We start from the raw sequence: 18,942 nt of genomic DNA on the forward strand, positions 1-18,942 counted from the left end.
AACAATTAATAGACGAGTTTCCGATTTGTTTAAAATCAGCGTTTCTTGATTTGTCTTCTTACCACTTCTTAGGTCTGCTGTCTATAAATTTATTGATTGTATTTCGTACTTTCTGCAATTCTGGAACCTGACCTAAGATATCAGACGTGGGACGCCCATCGAGGGGCGGCCGCCGTCCTTCTCCGTCAGGCAGACGACCGCGGCGCGGTGCTGCCGCGCGAGACCGGCGAGGCGCGCCTGCACGGCCAGCGGGAGCAGGTCGCGCGCCCCCAGATCCATCACGACGAGGCCGAACGCCCCCGAGCGGATCAGGAGGTCGGCGGCGCCCGCGGCGGCGGTCGCGTCGGGCGCCCACACCACCGGGAGCGCGGCGAGATCGATCCCGGCGTCGGCGACGTCCGGCGGGAAGAACGGCGACTCCTTCCGCCCGATCCATGCGACGGGCTCGCGCCGCCGCTGCGCCTCGAGCACCAGCCGGAAAGTCAGCGTGAGCGGCACCCCCGCGGGACCCGCCGAGACCTCCGCGAGCCGTCCGGCGAGCGTCTCGAGCTTGAAGGCCGGGGCGCGAGCGTCCCGCGCCGGTGCCGTGCCCGGCTTCGGCGACGGCGCCCCGACGGCCGGTTCCGGCGCGACCCACATCGGCCGCCCGAGGTTGGACGCGGCGCTCATCGCCCCTCCAGGTAGCGGCGCACCTCGATCACCTTGCCGAGGAGCGAGAACTGCTTCGGGTCGGGGACGATCGGCTCGAACGCGGGGTTCTCGGGGTGCAGCTCGACGCGGTTCCGCCTCACGCGGAGGCGCTTCACCGTCGCCTCGTCGCCGACCAGGGCGACCACGATCTCCCCCGGCTCCGCGCGGGGCTGGCGGCGCACCACGACGATGTCGCCGGGAAGGATCCCGGCGCCGGTCATGCTCTCGCCGCGGACCCTCAAGCCGAACAGCTCGCCCGACGCGCGCCTCGCCTCGACCGGCACGTACCCCTCGAGCTCCTCCACCGCTGCGTCGAGGGAGCCCGCGGGCACCCGGCCGAGGAGCGGGACCATGACCGGCGGCCTCCCGGCGCGCGCAGGCAACCGGTAGCCGCGCGCCTTGCCGGGCTCCTTGAGGAGGCGGCCCTGCTCGACGAGCCCCTCGAGGTGCTCCCTGGCGGTCTGCGGCGAAAGGAACCCGAACGCCGCCTGGACCTCCCGCACCGTGGGGGGAAGCCCCCCGAAAAGCCGCTCCCTCACGAACCGGAAGACCCGGTCCCGCGTCTCGCCCGCCGGCGTCCGTCCCATGGCGCAACCCTCCGATCCCGTGATGATTAGAATATACCATACAAATGTATGGTATGCAAGCAAAAAAATGAAGTTGCCGCGCAGAACGTTTCACGGCAAATCTGTCTCCGTGTCTTGGGGGCTGAGATGAAAACCAAACATCTGCTGGTTCCCGCGCTGCTGCTCGCCGCGGCTTCGCTCACTTCAGCATCGGAGCCGGACGTCGTCCCGGACGATGTGATCGAGTCGTTCTTCCGGCTTCGAGTCGCGGCGGCCGCGCTGGAAGCGAAGCAACAGACCAGCTTGTTCCCCTACCAGCCCGACGGACTGCGGCCGCTGGCCGACGCGCTCAGCCCGAGATGGTTCACGTCGAAGCTGCTTCAGGGATGGTCCGCTCGCGATCTGTGGGGTGGGCCGATTCTCTACTGGTCGGACCGGTCTCACTACATGCTGGTCAGCCTCGGTTCCGACGGGCTTCCCGAGTTCAACTATTCCGCCAATCCTCCTTACGCGGCCGTGCCCCCCGGCTGGTCTGGCGTCAACACGGCGCACGACCTCGTGATCGTAGACGGTGTCGAGATTCGCGGGCCCAACCTCCCGATCATGCCGTAGGGGCAGAAACGCCGTGTGGCATCGACCCGAGCTCGGCTATGGTTCGCCGTGCACCCGCCACACGTAGAGGTTCGCTCGCCGATCCGTTCAGCAGTATGGCCGGGACGGCCGGACCAGTCAGGCGGAACTACAGTCCGATGAACGATCGGCGCTGGAAGCCGTCCGTGCAGCAACAGCACTCGACCGAGATCGCCGAGACATCGCCGCTGGCTTCTTCGCAGAGCCCGCCCCCGTACGTGGAATCCTCGCAAGACGTGTTGCAGTACGACCGGAAATGCGAGCAGGGCGAGACGGGGATGGTCGGATCGATGAAGAACACCGTTCCTTCGAGATCCATCGTGAACATGTAATCCGCATCCATCGCGACGGGTCCGACGACGGTTCCCTGGATCTGCACGTAACGGCCGGTACCCCCTGCGAAGCGGATCACCGCCTGGAGCCCGCCGGCCGGTCCGGTCTCGAACCCGCCGTACCAGTGGAGCGTGTCGGTTTCGGAGACGGTGATCGTTCCCACCATCTGGAGGATGGATGAATCGTACTGACCGGCGGCGGAGAACTGTCCGAGGTGCGTCGCCTGCCCGGCGAAGGTGACGGCAACGCCCGGTTCGAGCTGGCCTCCGGCCTTGACCTTCAACGAGAACCCGTGCGGGGCTTGCGGCATGGAGCTTGCCTTGAAGGCTTCGCCGGTCGCGGTCACCGTGCCGGCAGCCGCGTCGCCGCCGATACCGAGCCAGGCCGCCACGAGAACGACGGCGATGACCCATCTGACGACTTGTCGTGTCATCTCGAACGCCCCCCTTGCTGGTGCTTCAAGCACCGCGAGTTCAACGGACGCCTGGAACGCTACGTTATTTTGTACGCACTAATCGTCAAGATTGCAACAGCTCCCCAAGCTCCGTGCGCGCGCCCCGAACGCGCGGGATTCAGTATCGCGGCATCGACGCGTCGATCCTCTCGGCCCAAGCGTCGACGCCGCCGAGCAGGACCTGGAGCCGTCGGAAACCGGCCTTGCGCAGCAGGTGATACGCCTCGAGGCTTCTCACCCCCCGGTGACACGAGATCGTGTAGGTGCGCGCAGGGTCCAGCTCGTGCAAGCGGGACGGCAGCTCGCCCAACGGGAAGAGCTTCGCGCCGGGGATCCGCACGATCTCGTACTCGTGCGGCTCCCGCACGTCCAGCAGGTCGAACGTCTCTCCCGCTTGGCGTCTCGCGCGGAGCTCCTCGACGGAGAGCGAAAGGATTCCCGACGCGTCCACGTCGGCCTCATCGCCCCGGCTCCCGCAGAACTCCTCGTAGTCGATGGGGGCGTCGATGCTCGGCTCCTCGCCGCAGACGACGCATCTAGAGTCCTTGCGGAGGGCCACCTCGCGGAATCTGAACCCGAGCGCGTCGAACAGGACTAGACGGCCGATCAGCGGCTCCCCGACGCCGAGGATCAGCTTCAGGACCTCCAGGGCCTGGAGCGAACCGACGATCCCCGGAAGGACGCCGAGCACTCCTCCATCGGCGCACGACGGCACGAGTCCCGGCGGGGGCGGTTCGGGGAACAGGCACCGATAGCATGGCCCGCGGCGCGCGTCGAAGACGCTGACCTGCCCCTCGAACCGGAAGATGCTGGCGTAGACGTCGGGCTTGCCTGCGAGGACGCAGGCGTCGTTCACGAGGTATCGCGTCGGGAAGTTGTCGGCCCCGTCCGCGATGATGTCGTAATTCTCTAACAGGTCCATGACGTTCCAGCTCGCGAGACGCATCGAGTGCGGAACGATCTCGATCTCCGGATTGAGCTGGGCGAGCCGTTCGCGCGCCGCGTCGAGCTTGAGGCGCCCGACGTCCGACGTCGAGTAGAGGATCTGCCGCTGGATGTTCGTGAGATCGACGGTATCGAAGTCGACGATGCCGAGGGTTCCGACACCCGCCGCCGCGAGGTAGAGCGTGAGCGGAGACCCGAGCCCGCCCGCGCCGACGCACAGCACGCGCGCTCGCTTGAGCCTCAGCTGGCCCTCGAGCGTCACCTCGGGCATGACCAGGTGACGGCTGTACCGAAGGACCTCGTCGCGTGAAAGGCCGGCCATCGACACGGACCTCCTGGCGAGCCGCGCCCCGTGGCGCGTCCTCGAGGCGACGGCTCCGGCGCGTGCCCTCACCCCTCGACGATCGAGGCATTATACTCGGAGGTTCTGGCGAAGGCCGGTGCGACCTTCGGGAAGGGGTGAGCGATGAGCCAGGTGAGGGTACTGGTCGGAACGCGCAAGGGCGCGTTCGTCCTGACATCGGACGCGAAGCGCGGGCGATGGAATGTGGATGGGCCCCACTTTGCCGGTTGGGAGATGTATCACCTCAAGGGCTCGCCGGTGGAGCCCGATCGGGTCTACGCGTCGCAGTCGAGCGGCTGGTTCGGACAGCAGATCCAGCGCTCCGACGACGGCGGCAAGACCTGGGAGGCCGTGGGCAACCGGTTCACCTACGACGGCGTACCCGGCACGCACAAGTGGTACGACGGCTCGCCGCACCCCTGGGAGTTCAAGCGGGTCTGGCACCTCGAGCCGTCGCTCACGGATCCCGACACCGTTTACGCCGGAGTGGAGGACGCCGCCTTGTTCCGCTCCGCCGACGGCGGGAGGACCTGGCAGGAGCTGCCCGGGCTCAGGCGCCACGAATCCGGGGCCGGCTGGAATCCGGGGGCCGGGGGATTGTGCCTGCACACCGTCCTCCTGGATCCCGCGCACCCCGAGCGGTTGTTCATCGCCATCTCGGCCGCGGGCGCCTTTCGGTCCGACGATTCGGGAGGCACGTGGCGACCGATCAACCGGGGGCTGCGGTCCGACTACATCCCCGACCCGAACGCCGAGGTCGGCCACTGCGTTCACCGCATCGCGATGCACCGGTCGCGTCCGAGCGTGCTGTTCATGCAGAAGCACTGGGACGTCATGCGCAGCGACGACGCGGGCGAGTCGTGGCACGAGGTGAGCGGAAACCTGCCGACCGACTTCGGGTTTCCCATCGAGGTGCACGCGCACGAGCCGGACACGATCTACGTCGTCCCGATCAAGAGCGACTCGGAGCACTTCCCGCCCGAAGGCAAGCTGCGCGTCTACCGCAGCCGCACGGGGGGAAACGAGTGGGAGGCGCTCGCGAACGGCCTGCCGCAGCGCGACTGCTACGTCAACGTGCTGCGCGACGCGACCGCGGTCGACGCGCTGGACCCCTGCGGCGTGTACTTCGGGACCACGGGCGGGCAGGTGTACGCGTCGGCCGACGCCGGGGACAGCTGGGCGCCCATCGTCCGGGATCTTCCGGCCGTGCTCTCCGTCGAGGTCCAGACGCTGCCATGATCCGCGTCGTGCTGCCGGCGCCCCTCAGGAGGCTCGCACGGGTCGACGGCGAGGTCGAGTTGCGCGTCGAGGGCCCGGTCACGCAGCGATCGGTCCTCGACGCGCTCGAAGCCCGCTATCCGGTGCTCCGCGGGACGACCCGCGACCAAGTCTCGCAGAAGCGCCGAGCGTTCGTGAGGTTCTTCGCCTGCGGGCAGGACCTGTCCGACGACCTCCCGGACGCCCCGTTGCCCGAGGCCGTCGCCATGGGGGCCGAGCCTTTCCTGGTCGTGGGGGCCCTTGCGGGAGGCTAGCGGCCCACGAGCATCGAGAATCGACCGTACGAGGTCGTCCGGCGACCTGCTGAAGTGCGCCTCCGCCCTGCGGACCCGGTCGACGACGCTCATGGCGTCGACCGCCCGCGCCTATAATCCCCGGGATCGAGGAGGTGCCGTGAACCTGCACGAAGGCCACGGAGTCGATTTCGCCGTCGACAGCGGCCTCGCCGTCGTGCGACTCGAGCGCGAGCACGGCAACGCGATCGATCCCGGGCTCGTCGAGGGGCTTCTCGCGGCGGCCCGCCGCGCGGACGGCGACCCGACGGTGCGGGGCGTGCTGCTCGCGGCGCGCGGGAAGCTGTTCTGTCCGGGCCTCGATCTCGTCGACCTCAGGGATCTCGACCGCCCCGCGATGCGCGCGTTCATGAATCGGTTCGCCGAGTGCGTCGCGGCCTGGTACACCCTGGGCAAGCCGGTGGTCGCGGCACTCCAGGGGCACGCGCTCGCGGGGGGGTGCATCGTGGCGCTCCTCGCGGATCTGCGCATCCTCAAGGCGGGGGCCATGATCGGTCTGAACGAGGTCCGGGTCGGGGTGCCGCTCCCCTACGGCGTCGCCTGGCTGCTGCGAGATTCCGTCCACCGCGACCGTATCGAGGAGGTCGCGCTTCTCGGACGGAACTACTCGGGCGAGGAAGCGGTCGGCGTCGGGCTCGTGCACGAGATTGCCACCGAAGCCGGATTCGACGGCTACTGCATGGAGCGGCTCGAGGAGCTGGCCTCGAAGCCGGCCGGGGCGTTCGGCGCCACGAAACGCTATCTGAGGTGGGCGGTCGCGGAGAGGCTCCGAGGGGAGCCGCCGGAGCGCCTGGAGGAGTTCCTCGACTGCTGGTTCGAAGCAGGGACGAGGCGGCGGATCGACGAGATCGTCGCCGGATTGCAGAAGAAGAAGTGACGGTCGCGCTCGACGGCACCACTCGCCCCGGAGGGCGTTTCCCCGGGGCGGATCGCGAGAGTCAGAGGAGCTCGAAGGGAGGATCCGCCGCCTGGCGCCGCTCCGATCGAAGGGCCGCGGCGGGCGCAGGAGGAAGCTCCGAGAGGAACCGGAGATACTCGCCGAGATCGAGCCGCGCGAGCGTTTCCGCCCGTCGCAGCGCGGCAACGTCTTCCGCCGTGGTGGGCAGGTCACGGTCGAGGTCGAGAGCCTCAGAGCGATCGCCGGATCTCATCGTACTTCTCCCGCATGCCCGCCTTTTCGAAATAGCCTCGGACTTCTTCCTCGTCGATGCCGGGGAGCTTCAGGAGAAACCCGATGTCGGCCATCTCCCGGAGGGCGCGTCCGGGGTCGTTCTTCATCGCGTGGACCTTCATCGCGACGATGTGCTCGGCGCGAGGCACCGATAATTCTCGCCCGCCGAACCGGAGCGTGGCTCCGCGCCCGCCGAAGAGCAGCTTCGACGATTCCCCCGTGACGTAAATGAAGTCCACGCGTCCCATGGCCGGATCCGGGTGCAGGTGATTCGAGTACCCCTTGCTCGCGTGGAGTGTCTCGTAGCCGAGAGACTCGAGAAACGCGACCAGCCGCTCCCGCACGGCGGACTCCGTCACGAAATCCAGGTCGAACGTGGCGCGCGAAAGCCCGTACGCATGCAGAGCGAACGCCCCGGCCAGGGCACAGGGCGCTCCCTCCCGTTCGAGGAAGCCCGCGATCGCGTCGACCACCTTCGCGAAGTCCAACCGTCCGCGCCTCCACGAGGGAGGATAGTCCCCTCCGCGCCACGACGGCAACGCACTCGTCGCAAACCGTCCCGTCGTCGTCACCAGATCCGCAGCACGGGAAGGACGCTCGAGTGGTCGTCGGTCCAGAGGAACCGGCGATCGGGCGGGCCGCTCGACTCCACGGGAACCGGCCACCAATCGGAGGACAGGGCAAGAGCGCCCAGGGCGCCCCGGTTTCTCGCAAGGACGAGCCACGAGGACCGGTTCTTCCCCTCGAGCGACTGCTCCTCCGACGCCACGTCGTCCGACGTCGCGAGCCCCTTCAGCTTCAGCGCTCCCGCGATCGCGTGGAACACCGGCTCGAGGTCGAGGTGCTGGTTCGTGAGATTCACGAGCAGGAGGCCGTCGGGCCGGAGCTTGCGGAAGTAGAGCTCCACGGCCTCGCGCGTCATGAGGTGGATCGGCGGCGCGTCGGAGCTGAAAGCATCGAGAACGATCAGGCCGTACTGCCCGTCGGGGGCCCGTTCGAGCCCCAAGCGGCCGTCGCCGATCTTCACCTCGACGTGGGCGCGGGAATCCCTGAGATAGCTGAAGTACGCTTCGTTGCCCGCGATGCGAGCGATCTCGGGATCGATCTCGTAGAAGGTGATCTGTCCGCCCGTCGGGGCGTACGCGGCCACCGAGCCGGCGCCGAGGCCGACCACCGCGACCCGGTCGAAGCGATCGGTCCCCTCGAACGTCGAGAAGACCCGACCGACCGGCCCGGTGGGGTGGTAGTAGCTCGTCGGCTTCCCGCGGAGTCTCGTTTCGAGCGCCTGCGCGCCGTGGCGCGTCGTGCCGTCGTATAGGACATGGAACGAGACGTCGAAGGATGTCGGCCTTCCTTCGGCGTCGACCCCACGGAAGACCGGGCCGCCGACCCGCACCACCCTGTGGACGCCGAAGAAGTCCCGCTTGGCGTAGATCACCTCGCCCGACGTCCGCGTCTGGGCCCACGCCGCGACGAGCAGCACGCCGATCCCCAGCGCGAAGCGGAGGGGACGGCGCACGAGGACGAGGGCGAGGAGGCAAGGGATTCCGACCTGAACGAGGAGGACGGCGCCGACGGCTTCGATCTTCGCGTGGGAAGCGGCGAGTGCCGCCCCCTCGACCACCAGAACCAGGGCGGCGGGAAGAACGAGGTCGAGCGCCCGGGGACGTCTCACGGCGCCGGGACGAAGCAGACAAGCCGCCAGAAGGACGATCGGGTACTCCGCGATCGAGCGGAACAGGAGCGGCGCCGCGAGCGCGTTGAATGCACCGCCGAGCGCTCCGCCGAGCGCGATCCACAGGTAGTACTCGGTCAGCCTCCCCGGTGCCGGGCGGAGGGCGGCGAGCCTCCCGTGACAGACCATCCCGATGAAGAACAGGGTCAGCGGATGGAGGACGAAGAGGACCCACGGGTACGGGCGGAAGAAGACCCAGAAGCTGGCCACGACCAGAACGGCCGCGATGGCGAGCCCGGCCGACGACCACGCGAGCGGAAGCCACGAGCGGCGGGAGAACGCGAGGATGAACGTCGTCAGGTACACGGCGAGCGGCAAGACCCAGAGGAGCGGAAAGACCGCGAGGTCGGTGCTCAGGTACTGCGTCACGGCCAAGAGCGCGCTCGACGGGACGAGCGCGAGAAGCACCCAGAGAAGACGGGACGTCCAGGGCACCGCGTCCCCCGGCGGGGACGCCTCCTCCGACGACTTCTCCGCGCGCGCCCGCATCCAGACGATCGCGGCGCAGGCCGTCATGAGCCCCGCGAACGCGACGTATCCCGCCGACCAGAGCGTCTTCTGGGAGAGGCACGCGATCTTCGGAGGGAACCACGACGAGCAAGGCGAGGTCAGGCCGAGGGCCGGCTCGACGACGAGCGGGTACGCGAGGAGCGCTGCGAGACTTCCCAGGTTGCTCACGGCGTAGAGGGGGTACGGATCCCTCCCCTCAGGGTGTCCCGAGATGTGGATCCAGCGCTGGAGGAGCGGGCTCGTCGTCGCCAGCGCGAAAAACGGGAATCCGATGGACGCGGCGAGCGTTCCCAGGAGCCACAGGACCGGCGACGCGTCAGGGGCGGGCCCCGAGACGGCGGACAGGTGAATCGGGAGGAAGAGAAGTCCCGCGGCCAGCACCCCCACGTGGACGGCGGACTGGACCCTCGGCCCCCACCGGGACGCAAGGAGATGCGCGTAGGCATAGCCCGCTAGGAGGACGGCCTCAAAGAACAGCATGCAGGTGTTCCAGACCGCGGGGGAGCCGCCGAGCAGCGGGAGCGCCATCCTCGCCACGATCGGCTGCACGAGGAACAGGAGCGCCGCCCCGAGAAGCGTGGCGAGGATGAACAAGGCTCGCATGGGGAATGGCCGAGACTAGCCTCGGTCCGCGTGCCGGTCAAGCCGCTCCTCGGCCGCTCCCCGGCCTGACGGGAACGCGGCGAGGTCGTCGAGGCGCGCCTACCCCTCGACCCCAAGGCCGCGCGAGCGGCGGCGCATGGCTGACGGCTCCCGGCGCTCGATTGCGTCTTACTGACTGCAAGTCAACGCATCGCACCGCGGAGGGTCCCGCGGAGGAGATACCGCCATGAGCGCAAGAAGCAGGTCCCGGTTCGCGTTGAGCGTGATTTCGGTCGTGTCGGTGATCATCGCGATTCCCGCGGTGGCGCAGGTCGCTCTCAGCAGCGCCGGCCAGGTCGTCGTCAATAACTCGCCCCCCAAGCCGGTGCTGGTGATCAACGGGGATGGTCAGGCGATTCCCGTCGTCGGAAGGATCGTCGACACGCCGAAGCAAGCGTTCAACCGGTGGGATCACCTGAACTTCGGCAACGGCGAACGGATCGCCGGACTCGACATCTACACCGTGCCGGCCGGAAAGCAACTGGTGCTGACCCACGCGTCGATCTCCATGTCCCCGCCTGTGGGCCAGAAGCCGAGCTTCCGAATCGCCGTCGTGCTCTCGGGCGAGCTTCTGGCTGCGCACGATCTGGCGCCGGTCGCGACCGGGCCGCTCGGGGCCGGCGGCGCCCCGGGGTGGATCGGGAGCGGGCCCTTGAACATCTACGTCGACGCCGGAGGGATCGTTCAGTGTGACTCCGTACGTGACACCGACACCGGTGCGGCGTTCGGGTTCTGCAACGTCTCCGGCTACCTCGTGGACGCACCGTAGAACGGCAGAAGGCGAAGGCGACCGAGCCGGCGACGAGGCCCCCCTCGTTCGCCGGCCGCCTAACCGAGCATCCGGGCGGCGAGGGTTGTCAATCCTCGCTTCCCAGCCAGCGGTAAGCTCCGCCCGCCAGGGCCGCGCCGACCAGCGGGGCGAGCCAGAAGAGCCAGAGCTGCTGCAGCGCCCACCCACCGACGAACACCGCCGGCCCGGTGCTGCGCGCGGGGTTGACGGAAGTGTTCGTGACCGGGATGCCGATCAGGTGGATCAGCGTGAGCCCCAGGCCGATGGCGATCGGCGCTAGCCCCTTCGGCGCGCGCTCGTCCAAGGAAGTGCCTGGTTACGGGAAGACTCGGACGATATTGAAGCCCGCAGCGCCGTGACGCCCTTCTCGACAGGTCAGCGCCGCATCCGGCACCCGGCCGAAGCGGCGCTCCCTTTGCGACTAGTCGGCAACCGCTCGCCGCAGATCCCTCGATCCGAAGTCCGGCCACAGCGTCGGGCAGAAGTGAAGCTCCGCGTACGCGCACTCCCAGAGAAGGAAATCGCTGAGCCGCCGATCGGGCCCTTCGGCCGCCTCATTTGCGCGACTCTCCCGCGTCGCTGCCGGAGGAGGTCTCGGCGGGCGCCGGATCGAGCTGCGGGAACGATTTGTCGCCCTCGTGCGCGGCGAAGGTCTCGAGCCGCTCGGCCCTGTCCGTCACCATCCGAACGTATCGCTCCACCGACTCCGAAGAGGGCGACCTCCGTCGAGAATCCTCGGCCGAGCGCCTCCAGGCGGCCGCCGCGACCCGGGGCCGACGCAGTCGCTCGTACGTCGAGGCCAGGTCAGCCGGGATCGCTTCGAGATCGGGCCGGAGCGATTCGGCCCGAGTCAGCAGCAGGACGGCTTCCTCGAAACGGCCGGTGAGCCTGTACCGGCGGCCCAGGTCGAAGAGGGTGCCGGCATCGTCAGGCGCCACGCGCCTCGCGCGCTCCAAGTACTTGGTCGCGCCGTCGCCGTCATGGATCTGCGTGCTCCAGAAGGCGGCAAGGCGGAGCGCACGCGCATCGTTCGGCGAGCGCTCAGCGGAAGCGGCGATCCACTCCCGCGTCGGGACCGACGTCGGGTCAAACGCCCGCCCAACTCCGAGGGTCAGCAGAACGGCAAAGACCGCGCACGCTGTGGCCACCGCGAGGTCGCGCCTCACCGGAATCGGCGACCCGGTGGGGAGTTCGGCACCCGTGTCGGTCCGCCGCCAAGCACGGAGCGCAAGCGTCGCGGGTACGAGGGCGAGCAACCCGCCGAAAAGAACACAACTCAGTACTGCGCTCGGCCGGGGGCACACCGTGGCCATGCCGGTCCCGACCAGGATGGGTGGCAACCAAGCTATCGCGATGAGGATCGCGGTCTTGCTTCGGAGCGAATCGATGCGCAGGTGGATCTCAATCCCTGCGAGGATTGAGCGGAAATACCACAGACCGAGTAGGACGCAGTAGGCCCCGACGAGCATTATCGTCAAGCCTCGCGCGCCGTTCGACGTCCAGCCCAGGTCCTCCGTCACCACCCGATAGTCCGTGACGGCGCGCTCCCCACCCACGACGGCGGAGTACAGGATCCCCGCCGGCGTCCTGCCCAACAGGCAACCGATCCAGCACGAAAGCAATGGCGAGCCGCGAACCCGTCGGGATAGCAACCACGCTCCAACTACGAGGCTTCCCGCCAATAACTCCATTGACGTTCCCGCGGCGAACACGAACGTTCCAGCATAACGGGACGTTTCGATGAACGGGTTCGAGGTGTAGGTCGTTCCTCCGGTGCCACCGAGTCCGATGGCGATCCCCTGGACCACACCTCCCGTGAGCTTCGCCGCAAGCGCGTGTCCCGTCTCGTGCACGACGGCTCCGAAGGCAAGACCGGCATACCATGCTGCGAGCACGGTGAGGCCTGGGGCGACGAGGAAGCGCCAGGGGAGGATCGCGTCGCGCGACTCTTCGACGCCCGGCGCGTTCGAGGATGCGCCGTGCCTCGTCGCCTCTGACACGCTTCACCCCCCCCGCCCGGCCGCGGCCTTCAGCGCTAGCGCCGTCCGGCGGCAGGTCCTCGGCCCGTAGCACTCACGTCCCGTCCTGTCAGTCCTCGCTCCCCAGCCAGCGGTACGCACCCCCCGCCAGGGCCGCACCGACCAGCGGCGCGAGCCAGAAGAGCCAGAGCTGCTGTAGCGCCCAGCCCCCGACGAACACCGCCGGCCCCGTGCTGCGCGCGGGGTTGACGGAAGTGTTCGTGACCGGGATGCCGATCAGGTGGATCAGCGTCAGCCCGAGGCCGATGGCGATCGGCGCCAACCCCTTCGGCGCGCGCTCGTCCGTGGCCCCCAGGATGATGATCAGGAACATGAAGGTGAGCACCACCTCGGCGACGAGCGCGGCCGGGAGCGAGTAGCCCCCCGGCGAGTGCGCGCCGTAGCCGTTCGACGCCAGCCCGCCCGCGATGTCGAACCCCGCCTTCCCGCTCGCGATGAAGTAGAGCACGCCAGCTCCGGCGATCCCGCCGAGGACCTGTGCGATCACGTACGGGAGCAGATCCGAAGCCGGGAACCGGCCTCCCGCGAAGAGGCCCAGGGAGACCGCTGGGTTCAGGTGGCAGCCCGAGATGTGCCCGATGGCGAACGCCATCGTGAGGACGGTCAATCCGAACGCGAGCGCCACGCCGAGAAAGCCGATGCCGAGGTTCGGGTACGCCGCGGCCAGGACCGCACTGCCGCAGCCTCCGAAGACGAGCCAGAACGTGCCGACGAACTCCGCTCCCATTCGCTTTGTCATGTTCACGGGCCCTCCTCCGTGGGCGATGCTCGGTGGCCGAGCCGACCGACACACGCCGGGTAGGCGGATCATACCGGATTCATCCCCGGCGAGAGTTATTGCGGTACTCTTTCGGTCGGAACACCGGAGGCGCTTCCATGGACATCCGCACGACGGCAAGGCATCCGGCGCTTCTCAAGGCTCTCGCCGGCACGGTCGCCGCGATCGCCGCCTACGCTCTCCTCGGTTTCCTGGCGGCGCCGCCCCTCCTCAGGTCCGTCATGGTCCGGGAGCTCAAGGGGGCGCTCCACCGGACGGTGAGCATCGAGAAGGTGCGGGTGAACCCGTTCGTCCTCTCGGTCACGATCGACGGCCTGACGATCGCCGACCGCGACGGGGCGACGCCTTTCGCGTCGATCGAGGAGCTGTACGCGAATCTCCAGCTCGCCTCGCTGTTCCGTTGGGCTCCCGTCACGAGGGAGATCCTCGTCCGCGGCCCCAAGGTCGTGATCGTCCGCGACGAGGACCTGACGTACAACTTCTCCGACCTGCTCCGTGCCCCGGCGCACGCCTCGGCCACCCCTCCGAAGCCGCTCCGCTACTCGCTCAACAACATCCGGATCGAAGGCGGCAGCGTGGACTTCGACGACCGCCCGAAGAAGACCCGGCACGCCGTGCGGGACCTGGCCCTCGCGATCCCGTTCGTCTCGAACCTCCCCTACGCACTCGACGAGTACGTGCAGCCCTCGTTCGCGGCGAGGATCAACGGAACGGCGGTGACGCTCGCCGGGAAGACCAAGCCGTTCGCCGACACCCGCGAGACCGTGTTCGACGTGGACCTGGCCGATCTCGACATCCCCTATTACCTCGCGTACCTCCCCTTCGAGACTCGATCCAGGATCGTCTCGGGGCGGCTCGACGCGAAGGCCTCCCTCTCCTTCACGCAGCGCAAGGACGGAACGCCGGCACTCCTGATCTCGGGTCGGACGACCGCGAGGGACCTGGCGATCGTGGGCGAGGACGGGGCCGCGCTGGTGAAGTTTCCCCGCCTCGAAATCGTCCTGGCGTCGCTGGACGTGTTCGGGTCGAAGGCGCGGATCGAGAGCGTGAGGCTCGAGAACCCCGAGGTCGCCGTCCGGCTGGCGAAGGGAGGCGGCCTGAACCTGTCCGCCCTCGTGCCCTCGGGGGAGAGCAAGACCGTCTTCGCCGTCCTAGCGGACGAGATTCGGGTGACAGGGGGCAAGGTCGCGCTGGACGACGAGACGCCGGCCGAGCCCTTCCGCGCCCTTCTCGATCCCGTGGACGTGACGATCCGTCACTTCAGCACGGCGCCGGGGCGACCCGCGGCGGTGGACGTCTCGCTGAGAACCGACGCGGGAGAGTCCCTGACCCATTCCGGCAGCGTGACCCTCGACCCGCTCGCGGCCGAAGGGCAGGTCGGCATCAGAGGAGTTCCTCTCAAGCGCTACGCGCCTTACTACGCCGCCAGCACTCCGCTGGCGGTGGAGGACGGCGTCCTAGAAGCGTCGGCGCGTTACCGGTACTCGGCGGAAGGGTTCTCGGCCTCCGGACTCTCCCTCAAGCTCGACTCCCTGCGGCTGCGGGAGAAAGACAAGAAGGAGGACCTCGCCCGGATTCCGGAGATCTCGCTGACGGACGGCGCGGTGGACCTGGCGAAGCGCACGATCTCGATCGCCGAGCTTTCCACCGCGGGAGGCACGGTGTTCTTGAAGCGGGAGGCCGCCACGCCGGTCGCTCCGGCGCCCTCCGCAGCCGCCGCGCCCGCGTCGCCGGCCGCCGCCCCAGCCGACTGGACCGTGACCCTCGCGAGGCTCGGCGTCAACCGTTACACGGTGCGCTTCGAGGACCTGACGACTCCCCACCCGGTCGCCCTCGCAGCGGAGGGAATCTCGATCTCGGCGGACAGCGTCTCCACCGCGAAGGGAAGCCGCGGCAAGGCCTCGCTCCGCCTCCGGCTGAACCGGACCGGGACGCTCTCCGCCAGCGGCACGGTCGCGTTGAGCCCACTCTCGGCGAGCCTCGCCCTCGTGGCGAACGGCCTCGACCTCGTCCCGCTCCACCCGTACTTCGAGGACCGCATCCGGATCGAGCTGCGCGGGGGCACCGTCTCCGCGAAGGGGAAGCTCGAAGCCACGATGACGCCGGAAGGCGCGCTTCGGGTCGGGTACTCCGGGGAGGCCTCGGTGGCCAAGCTCGCGACCGCGGACACGGGAAGCGGCGAGGACTTCCTGAATTGGGACTCCCTGTATCTTTCCGGGATCGAGGCGGCGACGGACCCGCTCAAGATCCGAATCGCGGAGGTCGCCCTCACGGATTTCTACTCGCGCGTCGCCATCCACCCCGACGGGAAGCTGAACCTCCAGCGGATCGTAGGCTCGGAGACGACGACGCCCCCGGTGGAGAGCGGCATCGACGAGACCGACGAAGCCGAAACGGCACCCGGCCAGCCCGAGGAGCCGCCCCCGCCTCCTTCCGGCTCGACCCCCGCGGCTCCCCTGCCGATCGCGATCGACAAGGTGACGCTCCAGGGGGGGACGATCAATTTCTCGGACCACTTCATCAAGCCCAACTACTTCGCCAACCTCACCGAGGTGGGAGGCCGCATCTCCGGCCTCTCGTCCGAGGCGAGCACCACCGCGGACGTGGACCTCAAGGGGAGGCTCGACCATCAAGCCCCGCTGGAGATCACCGGGAAGATCAACCCGCTCCGCGGAAGCCTCTACGCCGACGTCAAGGCCGCCGTCCACGACATCGAGATGAGCCCGTTCACGCCGTACTCCGGGAAGTTCGCCGGCTACGCCATCGAGAAGGGGAAGTTCTCGATGGACGTTCAGTACCACGTGGAGAACGGGAAGCTCGACGCGAGCAACAAGCTCTTCCTCGACCAGTTCACCTTCGGCGAGAAGGTGGACAGCCCCGACGCCACGAGCCTCCCGGTGAGGCTCGCCGTCTCGCTCCTCAAGGACAGGAACGGCGAGATCCACCTGGATCTTCCGGTCAAAGGATCCCTGAACGATCCCAAGTTCAGCGTCTGGCGGATCGTCCTCAAGATCATCCGGAACGTCCTGGTCAAGGCCGCGACCTCCCCCTTCGCCCTCCTCAGGGCGCTGGCCGGCGGAGCCGAAGAGCTGAGCTACGTCGAGTTCGCGGACGGTCGGTCCACGCTCGACGCCCCCGCCAAGTCGAAGCTCGAATCGCTCGAGAAGGCGCTGTACGATCACCCGGCCCTGAAGCTCGAGATCACCGGCCATGTGGACCCGGAAAAAGACCGGGAGGGGCTGCGGCGGCTCCTGTTCGACCGCAAGGTCAAAGCGCAGAAAGCAGCCGACCTCCTGAAGAAGGGCGCGGCACCGGTCCCGGTGGACGACGTCGCGATCTCACCAGAAGAGTACCCCGCCTACCTCACCAGGGCTTACAAGAAGGAGCGGTTCCCCAAGCCGCGGAACTTCCTCGGGATCGCGAAGGAGCTGCCGGTTCCGGAGATGGAGAAGCTGATGCTGACCCACGTCGAGGTCGGCGACGGCGAGCTGAGGCAGCTCGCGATGCAGCGGGCGCAAGCGGCGAAGGACGCGCTGCTCGCGCCGGGGCGCGTCGAGGCCGAGCGGGTGTTCCTCGTCGAGCCGAAGACCCTTCCCCCGGAGAAGAAAGCGAAGCTAGGGAACGGCAGGGTAGACTTCGTGATCCGGTGACCCGCGCCGCGATCAGGGCTTCCTGCGCCACGTGCTCCTGGCCAGGAGCGCGAGTGCGGCGAGCACCACCCCGGTCCCCGCGAGGGAGGCGGCGGTCGGCACGCTGCCGAACATCAGGAAGCCGAGGGCGAGCCCGAAGACCGGGCCGGTCAGGGTGACCGCGGTCGCACGGGCGGCCCCCGCTCGGGCGAGGCCGTGGGTGAGCGCGATCTGCCCCACGAGGGCCGTCGCGGTCACGAGCAGGTGCCCCGCCACCTCGCTGCCGTCACGCGGGATCGCCGCGCGGCCCGCCGAGAGCGTCGCGGCCAGCGAGAACGGGATCGTCGCCAGCGGGAACCAGAGCAGGATCGTCATCGGGTGCTCGGTCCTCGAGAGCTTCCGCACCGCGATGTACGCGAGCCCCGACAGCATCGACCCGGCCACCCCGACGAGCGCCTCGACCCGCACCTCGCCGGCCGGGCGCACGACCAGCGCCACGCCGGCGAGCGCCGCCGCGATCAGCACCCACTGGCTCCCGCCCGTGCGCTCGCCGAGGAAGAGCGGCGCGACCGCGGCGACGAACACCGGATGGCTGTACTGCAGGAGGACCGCGTCGCCGAGCGGCAGGTGCTGGACCGAGTAGAAGTAGCAGGACAGCGCGGCGTAGCCGAGGAGCCCTCTCATCAGGAGCGCCCCCGGCCGCTTCCCGAAGATCGGCACCCCCTGCCAGCGAGCGGCGCCCACGAAGATCGCGGTCATCATCACGCCGCGCGACAGGACCACGGCCTGGATCGGGGTGTCCGGGAGCAGCTTCTTCGCGAACGCGGCCATCGCGGCGAAGAAGAACGCCGAGACCACCATGAGCAGGAGGCCGAACCGCTCGCCTCCGCCCTTCGCCTGCTGACGGGCGGCGAACCAGACTTCGGCGATGCCGGTCATCAGAAGGGAGCGTGACGCGCCCAGCAGTCCCATGGGACACAGGATAGCCGCGGGGGGGCCGGGCGGGACAGGGATCGCGGTCGGTACCGCTCCGGCCCCGCCGGTCAGTCGATCGGAAGATCGCGCCGGGCCAGTAGATCGCCGCGGGTGCCCACGACGACCTCCGTCACCGGGAAGTCGCGGCCGCTCCGCCGCCTCGCCTCGAGGACCGCCATGACGAGCCCGCCGCAGCAGGGGACCTCCATGCGGGCCACGGTGATGTCACGGAGCGCGCTTTCCGCGATCATCCTTGCCAGCTTCTCGACGTAACCCCGCACGTCGTCGAACTTCGGGCAACCGATGACGACGGCCCGTCCCCGGAGGAGCTGCTGGTGAAATCCGGGGAAGGCCACCGGAACGCAGTCCGCCGCGAGCAAGAGGCTCGCGCCCCGCAGGACCGGGGCGGTGGGAGGAAGGAGACCGAGCTGGACGGGCCAGTGGGTCAGCTCCGAGCGGCCGGCGGGCGGCAAGGCGTTCCCCGCCGGCGCGAAACGAGGACCCGGTCCGAAGCTCGAGAACCTCGCCGACGGGCAGGCCGGCGCTGCATCCGACTCCGGCGCAGAGGGCGCCGCGCCGAGCACCACAAGCGGCTCGCGCGGTCGAGGATGCGTTGCCCCGGCCTCCCTCGAGGCGGCGAGGTGCGCCGCCACCGCGGCTTCGTCGAAGGGAGGGGCCTCGCGCCTCTCCACCGTGATCGCGCCTCGCGGGCAATACCCGAGGCAGGCACCCAGGCCGTCACAGAGCGCGTCGGCGACGAGCCGCGCCTTGCCGCTCACGATGCGGATCGCCCCTTCGTGGCACGCCGTAACGCACTCGCCGCACCCGTCGCACTTCGTCTCGTCGATGGTCACCACGTCGCGCGGCATGCTTCCCCTCGTCCCGGTCGCCCGGGCGGGGAAGATACCTCCCCCCTCCCGATCAGGGCTTGACGGAGGTCAAGGGCGCGGTCGCGCGGCGAACCAGACGTCGGCGATGACGGTCAGCAGGAGGGGACGGGATGCCCGCAGCAGGCTCATGGGGCGCAGGATAACCACGGGCAGGGCCCGGGATCGGGGCCTCGCGCCGCCGCTCAGGCGCATGGGACGGCACTTGGCTCCCGCCCGGGGACGACCCGTTACTTCCAGGTGCCAAGATGCAC

At 68.9% G+C, this 18,942-nt stretch carries 19 protein-coding genes and 1 pseudogene; 6 read left to right on the forward strand and 14 right to left on the reverse strand.

Going from position 1 to position 18,942, the window contains the following annotated elements:
* Nucleotides 1-132: 132 nt before the first annotated feature.
* Together LAO51_15460 and lexA are read right to left on the reverse strand one after the other, a co-directional pair.
* Entirely contained in the window at nucleotides 133-669 is a 537-nt protein-coding gene (locus LAO51_15460; GenBank protein MBZ5640143.1) for a recombinase A, read from the reverse strand.
* On the reverse strand, nucleotides 666-1,277 hold the full coding sequence (gene lexA, locus LAO51_15465) for a transcriptional repressor LexA (GenBank protein ID MBZ5640144.1): 612 nt from the start codon (nucleotides 1,275-1,277) through the stop codon (nucleotides 666-668). The genes LAO51_15460 and lexA overlap by 4 nt, the downstream gene beginning before the upstream one ends.
* Nucleotides 1,278-1,403: 126 nt before the next feature.
* Between lexA and LAO51_15470 the strand changes: the two genes are divergently transcribed.
* Nucleotides 1,404-1,868 carry a hypothetical protein gene (locus tag LAO51_15470; protein MBZ5640145.1) on the forward strand — a complete coding sequence of 155 codons (465 nt, stop codon included), beginning with the start codon at nucleotides 1,404-1,406 and terminating at the stop codon, nucleotides 1,866-1,868.
* A gap of 127 nt (nucleotides 1,869-1,995) precedes the next feature.
* Here LAO51_15470 and LAO51_15475 read toward each other — a convergent pair whose 3' ends face one another.
* Nucleotides 1,996-2,652, reverse strand: coding sequence for a hypothetical protein (locus LAO51_15475; GenBank protein MBZ5640146.1), 657 nt, complete (start codon nucleotides 2,650-2,652; stop codon nucleotides 1,996-1,998).
* Nucleotides 2,653-2,791: 139 nt separating this feature from the next.
* The gene (moeB, locus tag LAO51_15480) at nucleotides 2,792-3,940 is read right to left on the reverse strand and encodes a molybdopterin-synthase adenylyltransferase MoeB (GenBank protein ID MBZ5640147.1); all 1,149 of its coding nucleotides are present in this window, start codon (nucleotides 3,938-3,940) and stop codon (nucleotides 2,792-2,794) included.
* Between the two features lie 144 nt (nucleotides 3,941-4,084).
* On the opposite strand from moeB, the gene LAO51_15485 reads away from it, so the two are divergent.
* The 3 genes from LAO51_15485 (at nucleotide 4,085) to LAO51_15495 (ending at nucleotide 6,409) form a co-directional block, all read left to right on the forward strand.
* Complete coding sequence (locus LAO51_15485) at nucleotides 4,085-5,200, forward strand: glycoside hydrolase (protein ID MBZ5640148.1); 1,116 nt, start codon at nucleotides 4,085-4,087, stop codon at nucleotides 5,198-5,200.
* Nucleotides 5,197-5,493 carry a MoaD/ThiS family protein gene (locus LAO51_15490; protein MBZ5640149.1) on the forward strand — a complete coding sequence of 99 codons (297 nt, stop codon included), beginning with the start codon at nucleotides 5,197-5,199 and terminating at the stop codon, nucleotides 5,491-5,493. The genes LAO51_15485 and LAO51_15490 overlap by 4 nt, the downstream gene beginning before the upstream one ends.
* Nucleotides 5,494-5,632: 139 nt before the next feature.
* Nucleotides 5,633-6,409 (forward strand): enoyl-CoA hydratase/isomerase family protein, encoded by a 777-nt coding sequence (locus tag LAO51_15495; protein MBZ5640150.1) that lies wholly within the window; start codon nucleotides 5,633-5,635, stop codon nucleotides 6,407-6,409.
* A gap of 61 nt (nucleotides 6,410-6,470) precedes the next feature.
* Here LAO51_15495 and LAO51_15500 read toward each other — a convergent pair whose 3' ends face one another.
* From LAO51_15500 to LAO51_15510, 3 genes are all read right to left on the reverse strand, one after another.
* Nucleotides 6,471-6,683, reverse strand: a complete 213-nt coding sequence (locus tag LAO51_15500) for a hypothetical protein (GenBank protein MBZ5640151.1) — start codon at nucleotides 6,681-6,683, stop codon at nucleotides 6,471-6,473.
* Nucleotides 6,661-7,191, reverse strand: a complete 531-nt coding sequence (locus tag LAO51_15505) for a hypothetical protein (GenBank protein ID MBZ5640152.1) — start codon at nucleotides 7,189-7,191, stop codon at nucleotides 6,661-6,663. Before LAO51_15505 ends, LAO51_15500 begins: the two co-directional genes overlap by 23 nt.
* A gap of 80 nt (nucleotides 7,192-7,271) precedes the next feature.
* Entirely contained in the window at nucleotides 7,272-9,551 is a 2,280-nt protein-coding gene (locus tag LAO51_15510; protein ID MBZ5640153.1) for a fused MFS/spermidine synthase, read from the reverse strand.
* A gap of 226 nt (nucleotides 9,552-9,777) precedes the next feature.
* Here LAO51_15510 and LAO51_15515 point away from each other — a divergent pair, with 226 nt between their 5' ends.
* Nucleotides 9,778-10,359 carry a hypothetical protein gene (locus tag LAO51_15515; protein MBZ5640154.1) on the forward strand — a complete coding sequence of 194 codons (582 nt, stop codon included), beginning with the start codon at nucleotides 9,778-9,780 and terminating at the stop codon, nucleotides 10,357-10,359.
* A gap of 88 nt (nucleotides 10,360-10,447) precedes the next feature.
* On the opposite strand, the pseudogene LAO51_15520 reads toward LAO51_15515, so the two are convergent.
* From LAO51_15520 to aqpZ, 4 genes and pseudogenes are all read right to left on the reverse strand, one after another.
* A pseudogene (locus tag LAO51_15520) lies at nucleotides 10,448-10,681 on the reverse strand (aquaporin).
* A 120-nt stretch (nucleotides 10,682-10,801) separates the two neighbouring features.
* The gene (locus LAO51_15525; GenBank protein ID MBZ5640155.1) at nucleotides 10,802-10,990 is read right to left on the reverse strand and encodes an undecaprenyl diphosphate synthase family protein; all 189 of its coding nucleotides are present in this window, start codon (nucleotides 10,988-10,990) and stop codon (nucleotides 10,802-10,804) included.
* Nucleotides 10,935-12,380 (reverse strand): M50 family metallopeptidase, encoded by a 1,446-nt coding sequence (locus tag LAO51_15530; GenBank protein MBZ5640156.1) that lies wholly within the window; start codon nucleotides 12,378-12,380, stop codon nucleotides 10,935-10,937. The genes LAO51_15525 and LAO51_15530 overlap by 56 nt, the downstream gene beginning before the upstream one ends.
* A gap of 88 nt (nucleotides 12,381-12,468) precedes the next feature.
* The gene (aqpZ, locus tag LAO51_15535) at nucleotides 12,469-13,164 is read right to left on the reverse strand and encodes an aquaporin Z (protein MBZ5640157.1); all 696 of its coding nucleotides are present in this window, start codon (nucleotides 13,162-13,164) and stop codon (nucleotides 12,469-12,471) included.
* Nucleotides 13,165-13,295: 131 nt separating this feature from the next.
* Between aqpZ and LAO51_15540 the strand changes: the two genes are divergently transcribed.
* On the forward strand, nucleotides 13,296-16,847 hold the full coding sequence (locus LAO51_15540; protein ID MBZ5640158.1) for a DUF748 domain-containing protein: 3,552 nt from the start codon (nucleotides 13,296-13,298) through the stop codon (nucleotides 16,845-16,847).
* A 12-nt stretch (nucleotides 16,848-16,859) separates the two neighbouring features.
* Here the strand turns inward: LAO51_15540 and LAO51_15545 are convergent, their stop codons facing one another.
* From LAO51_15545 to LAO51_15555, 3 genes are all read right to left on the reverse strand, one after another.
* Nucleotides 16,860-17,765 (reverse strand): DMT family transporter, encoded by a 906-nt coding sequence (locus tag LAO51_15545; protein ID MBZ5640159.1) that lies wholly within the window; start codon nucleotides 17,763-17,765, stop codon nucleotides 16,860-16,862.
* A 104-nt stretch (nucleotides 17,766-17,869) separates the two neighbouring features.
* The gene (locus LAO51_15550) at nucleotides 17,870-18,670 is read right to left on the reverse strand and encodes a 4Fe-4S binding protein (GenBank protein ID MBZ5640160.1); all 801 of its coding nucleotides are present in this window, start codon (nucleotides 18,668-18,670) and stop codon (nucleotides 17,870-17,872) included.
* A 69-nt stretch (nucleotides 18,671-18,739) separates the two neighbouring features.
* A partial coding sequence (locus LAO51_15555; GenBank protein ID MBZ5640161.1) for a hypothetical protein occupies nucleotides 18,740-18,942 on the reverse strand: 203 nt, incomplete at its 5' end.

This window comes from Terriglobia bacterium, from assembly GCA_020073205.1.
In the GTDB taxonomy this organism is placed as follows: Bacteria; Acidobacteriota; Polarisedimenticolia; order Polarisedimenticolales; family JAIQFR01; genus JAIQFR01.

Coding starts and splice junctions, on each gene's coding strand:
- LAO51_15470 (MBZ5640145.1), top strand. CDS start 1,404: ATGAAAACCAAACATCTGCTGGTTCCCGCGCTGCTGCTCGCCGCGGCT.
- LAO51_15510 (MBZ5640153.1), bottom strand. CDS start 9,551: ATGCGAGCCTTGTTCATCCTCGCCACGCTTCTCGGGGCGGCGCTCCTG.
- LAO51_15515 (MBZ5640154.1), top strand. CDS start 9,778: ATGAGCGCAAGAAGCAGGTCCCGGTTCGCGTTGAGCGTGATTTCGGTC.
- moeB (MBZ5640147.1), bottom strand. CDS start 3,940: ATGGCCGGCCTTTCACGCGACGAGGTCCTTCGGTACAGCCGTCACCTG.
- LAO51_15545 (MBZ5640159.1), bottom strand. CDS start 17,765: ATGACCGGCATCGCCGAAGTCTGGTTCGCCGCCCGTCAGCAGGCGAAG.
- LAO51_15550 (MBZ5640160.1), bottom strand. CDS start 18,670: ATGCCGCGCGACGTGGTGACCATCGACGAGACGAAGTGCGACGGGTGC.
- LAO51_15490 (MBZ5640149.1), top strand. CDS start 5,197: ATGATCCGCGTCGTGCTGCCGGCGCCCCTCAGGAGGCTCGCACGGGTC.
- LAO51_15475 (MBZ5640146.1), bottom strand. CDS start 2,652: ATGACACGACAAGTCGTCAGATGGGTCATCGCCGTCGTTCTCGTGGCG.
- LAO51_15485 (MBZ5640148.1), top strand. CDS start 4,085: ATGAGCCAGGTGAGGGTACTGGTCGGAACGCGCAAGGGCGCGTTCGTC.
- lexA (MBZ5640144.1), bottom strand. CDS start 1,277: ATGGGACGGACGCCGGCGGGCGAGACGCGGGACCGGGTCTTCCGGTTC.
- LAO51_15540 (MBZ5640158.1), top strand. CDS start 13,296: ATGGACATCCGCACGACGGCAAGGCATCCGGCGCTTCTCAAGGCTCTC.
- LAO51_15500 (MBZ5640151.1), bottom strand. CDS start 6,683: ATGAGATCCGGCGATCGCTCTGAGGCTCTCGACCTCGACCGTGACCTG.
- LAO51_15460 (MBZ5640143.1), bottom strand. CDS start 669: ATGAGCGCCGCGTCCAACCTCGGGCGGCCGATGTGGGTCGCGCCGGAA.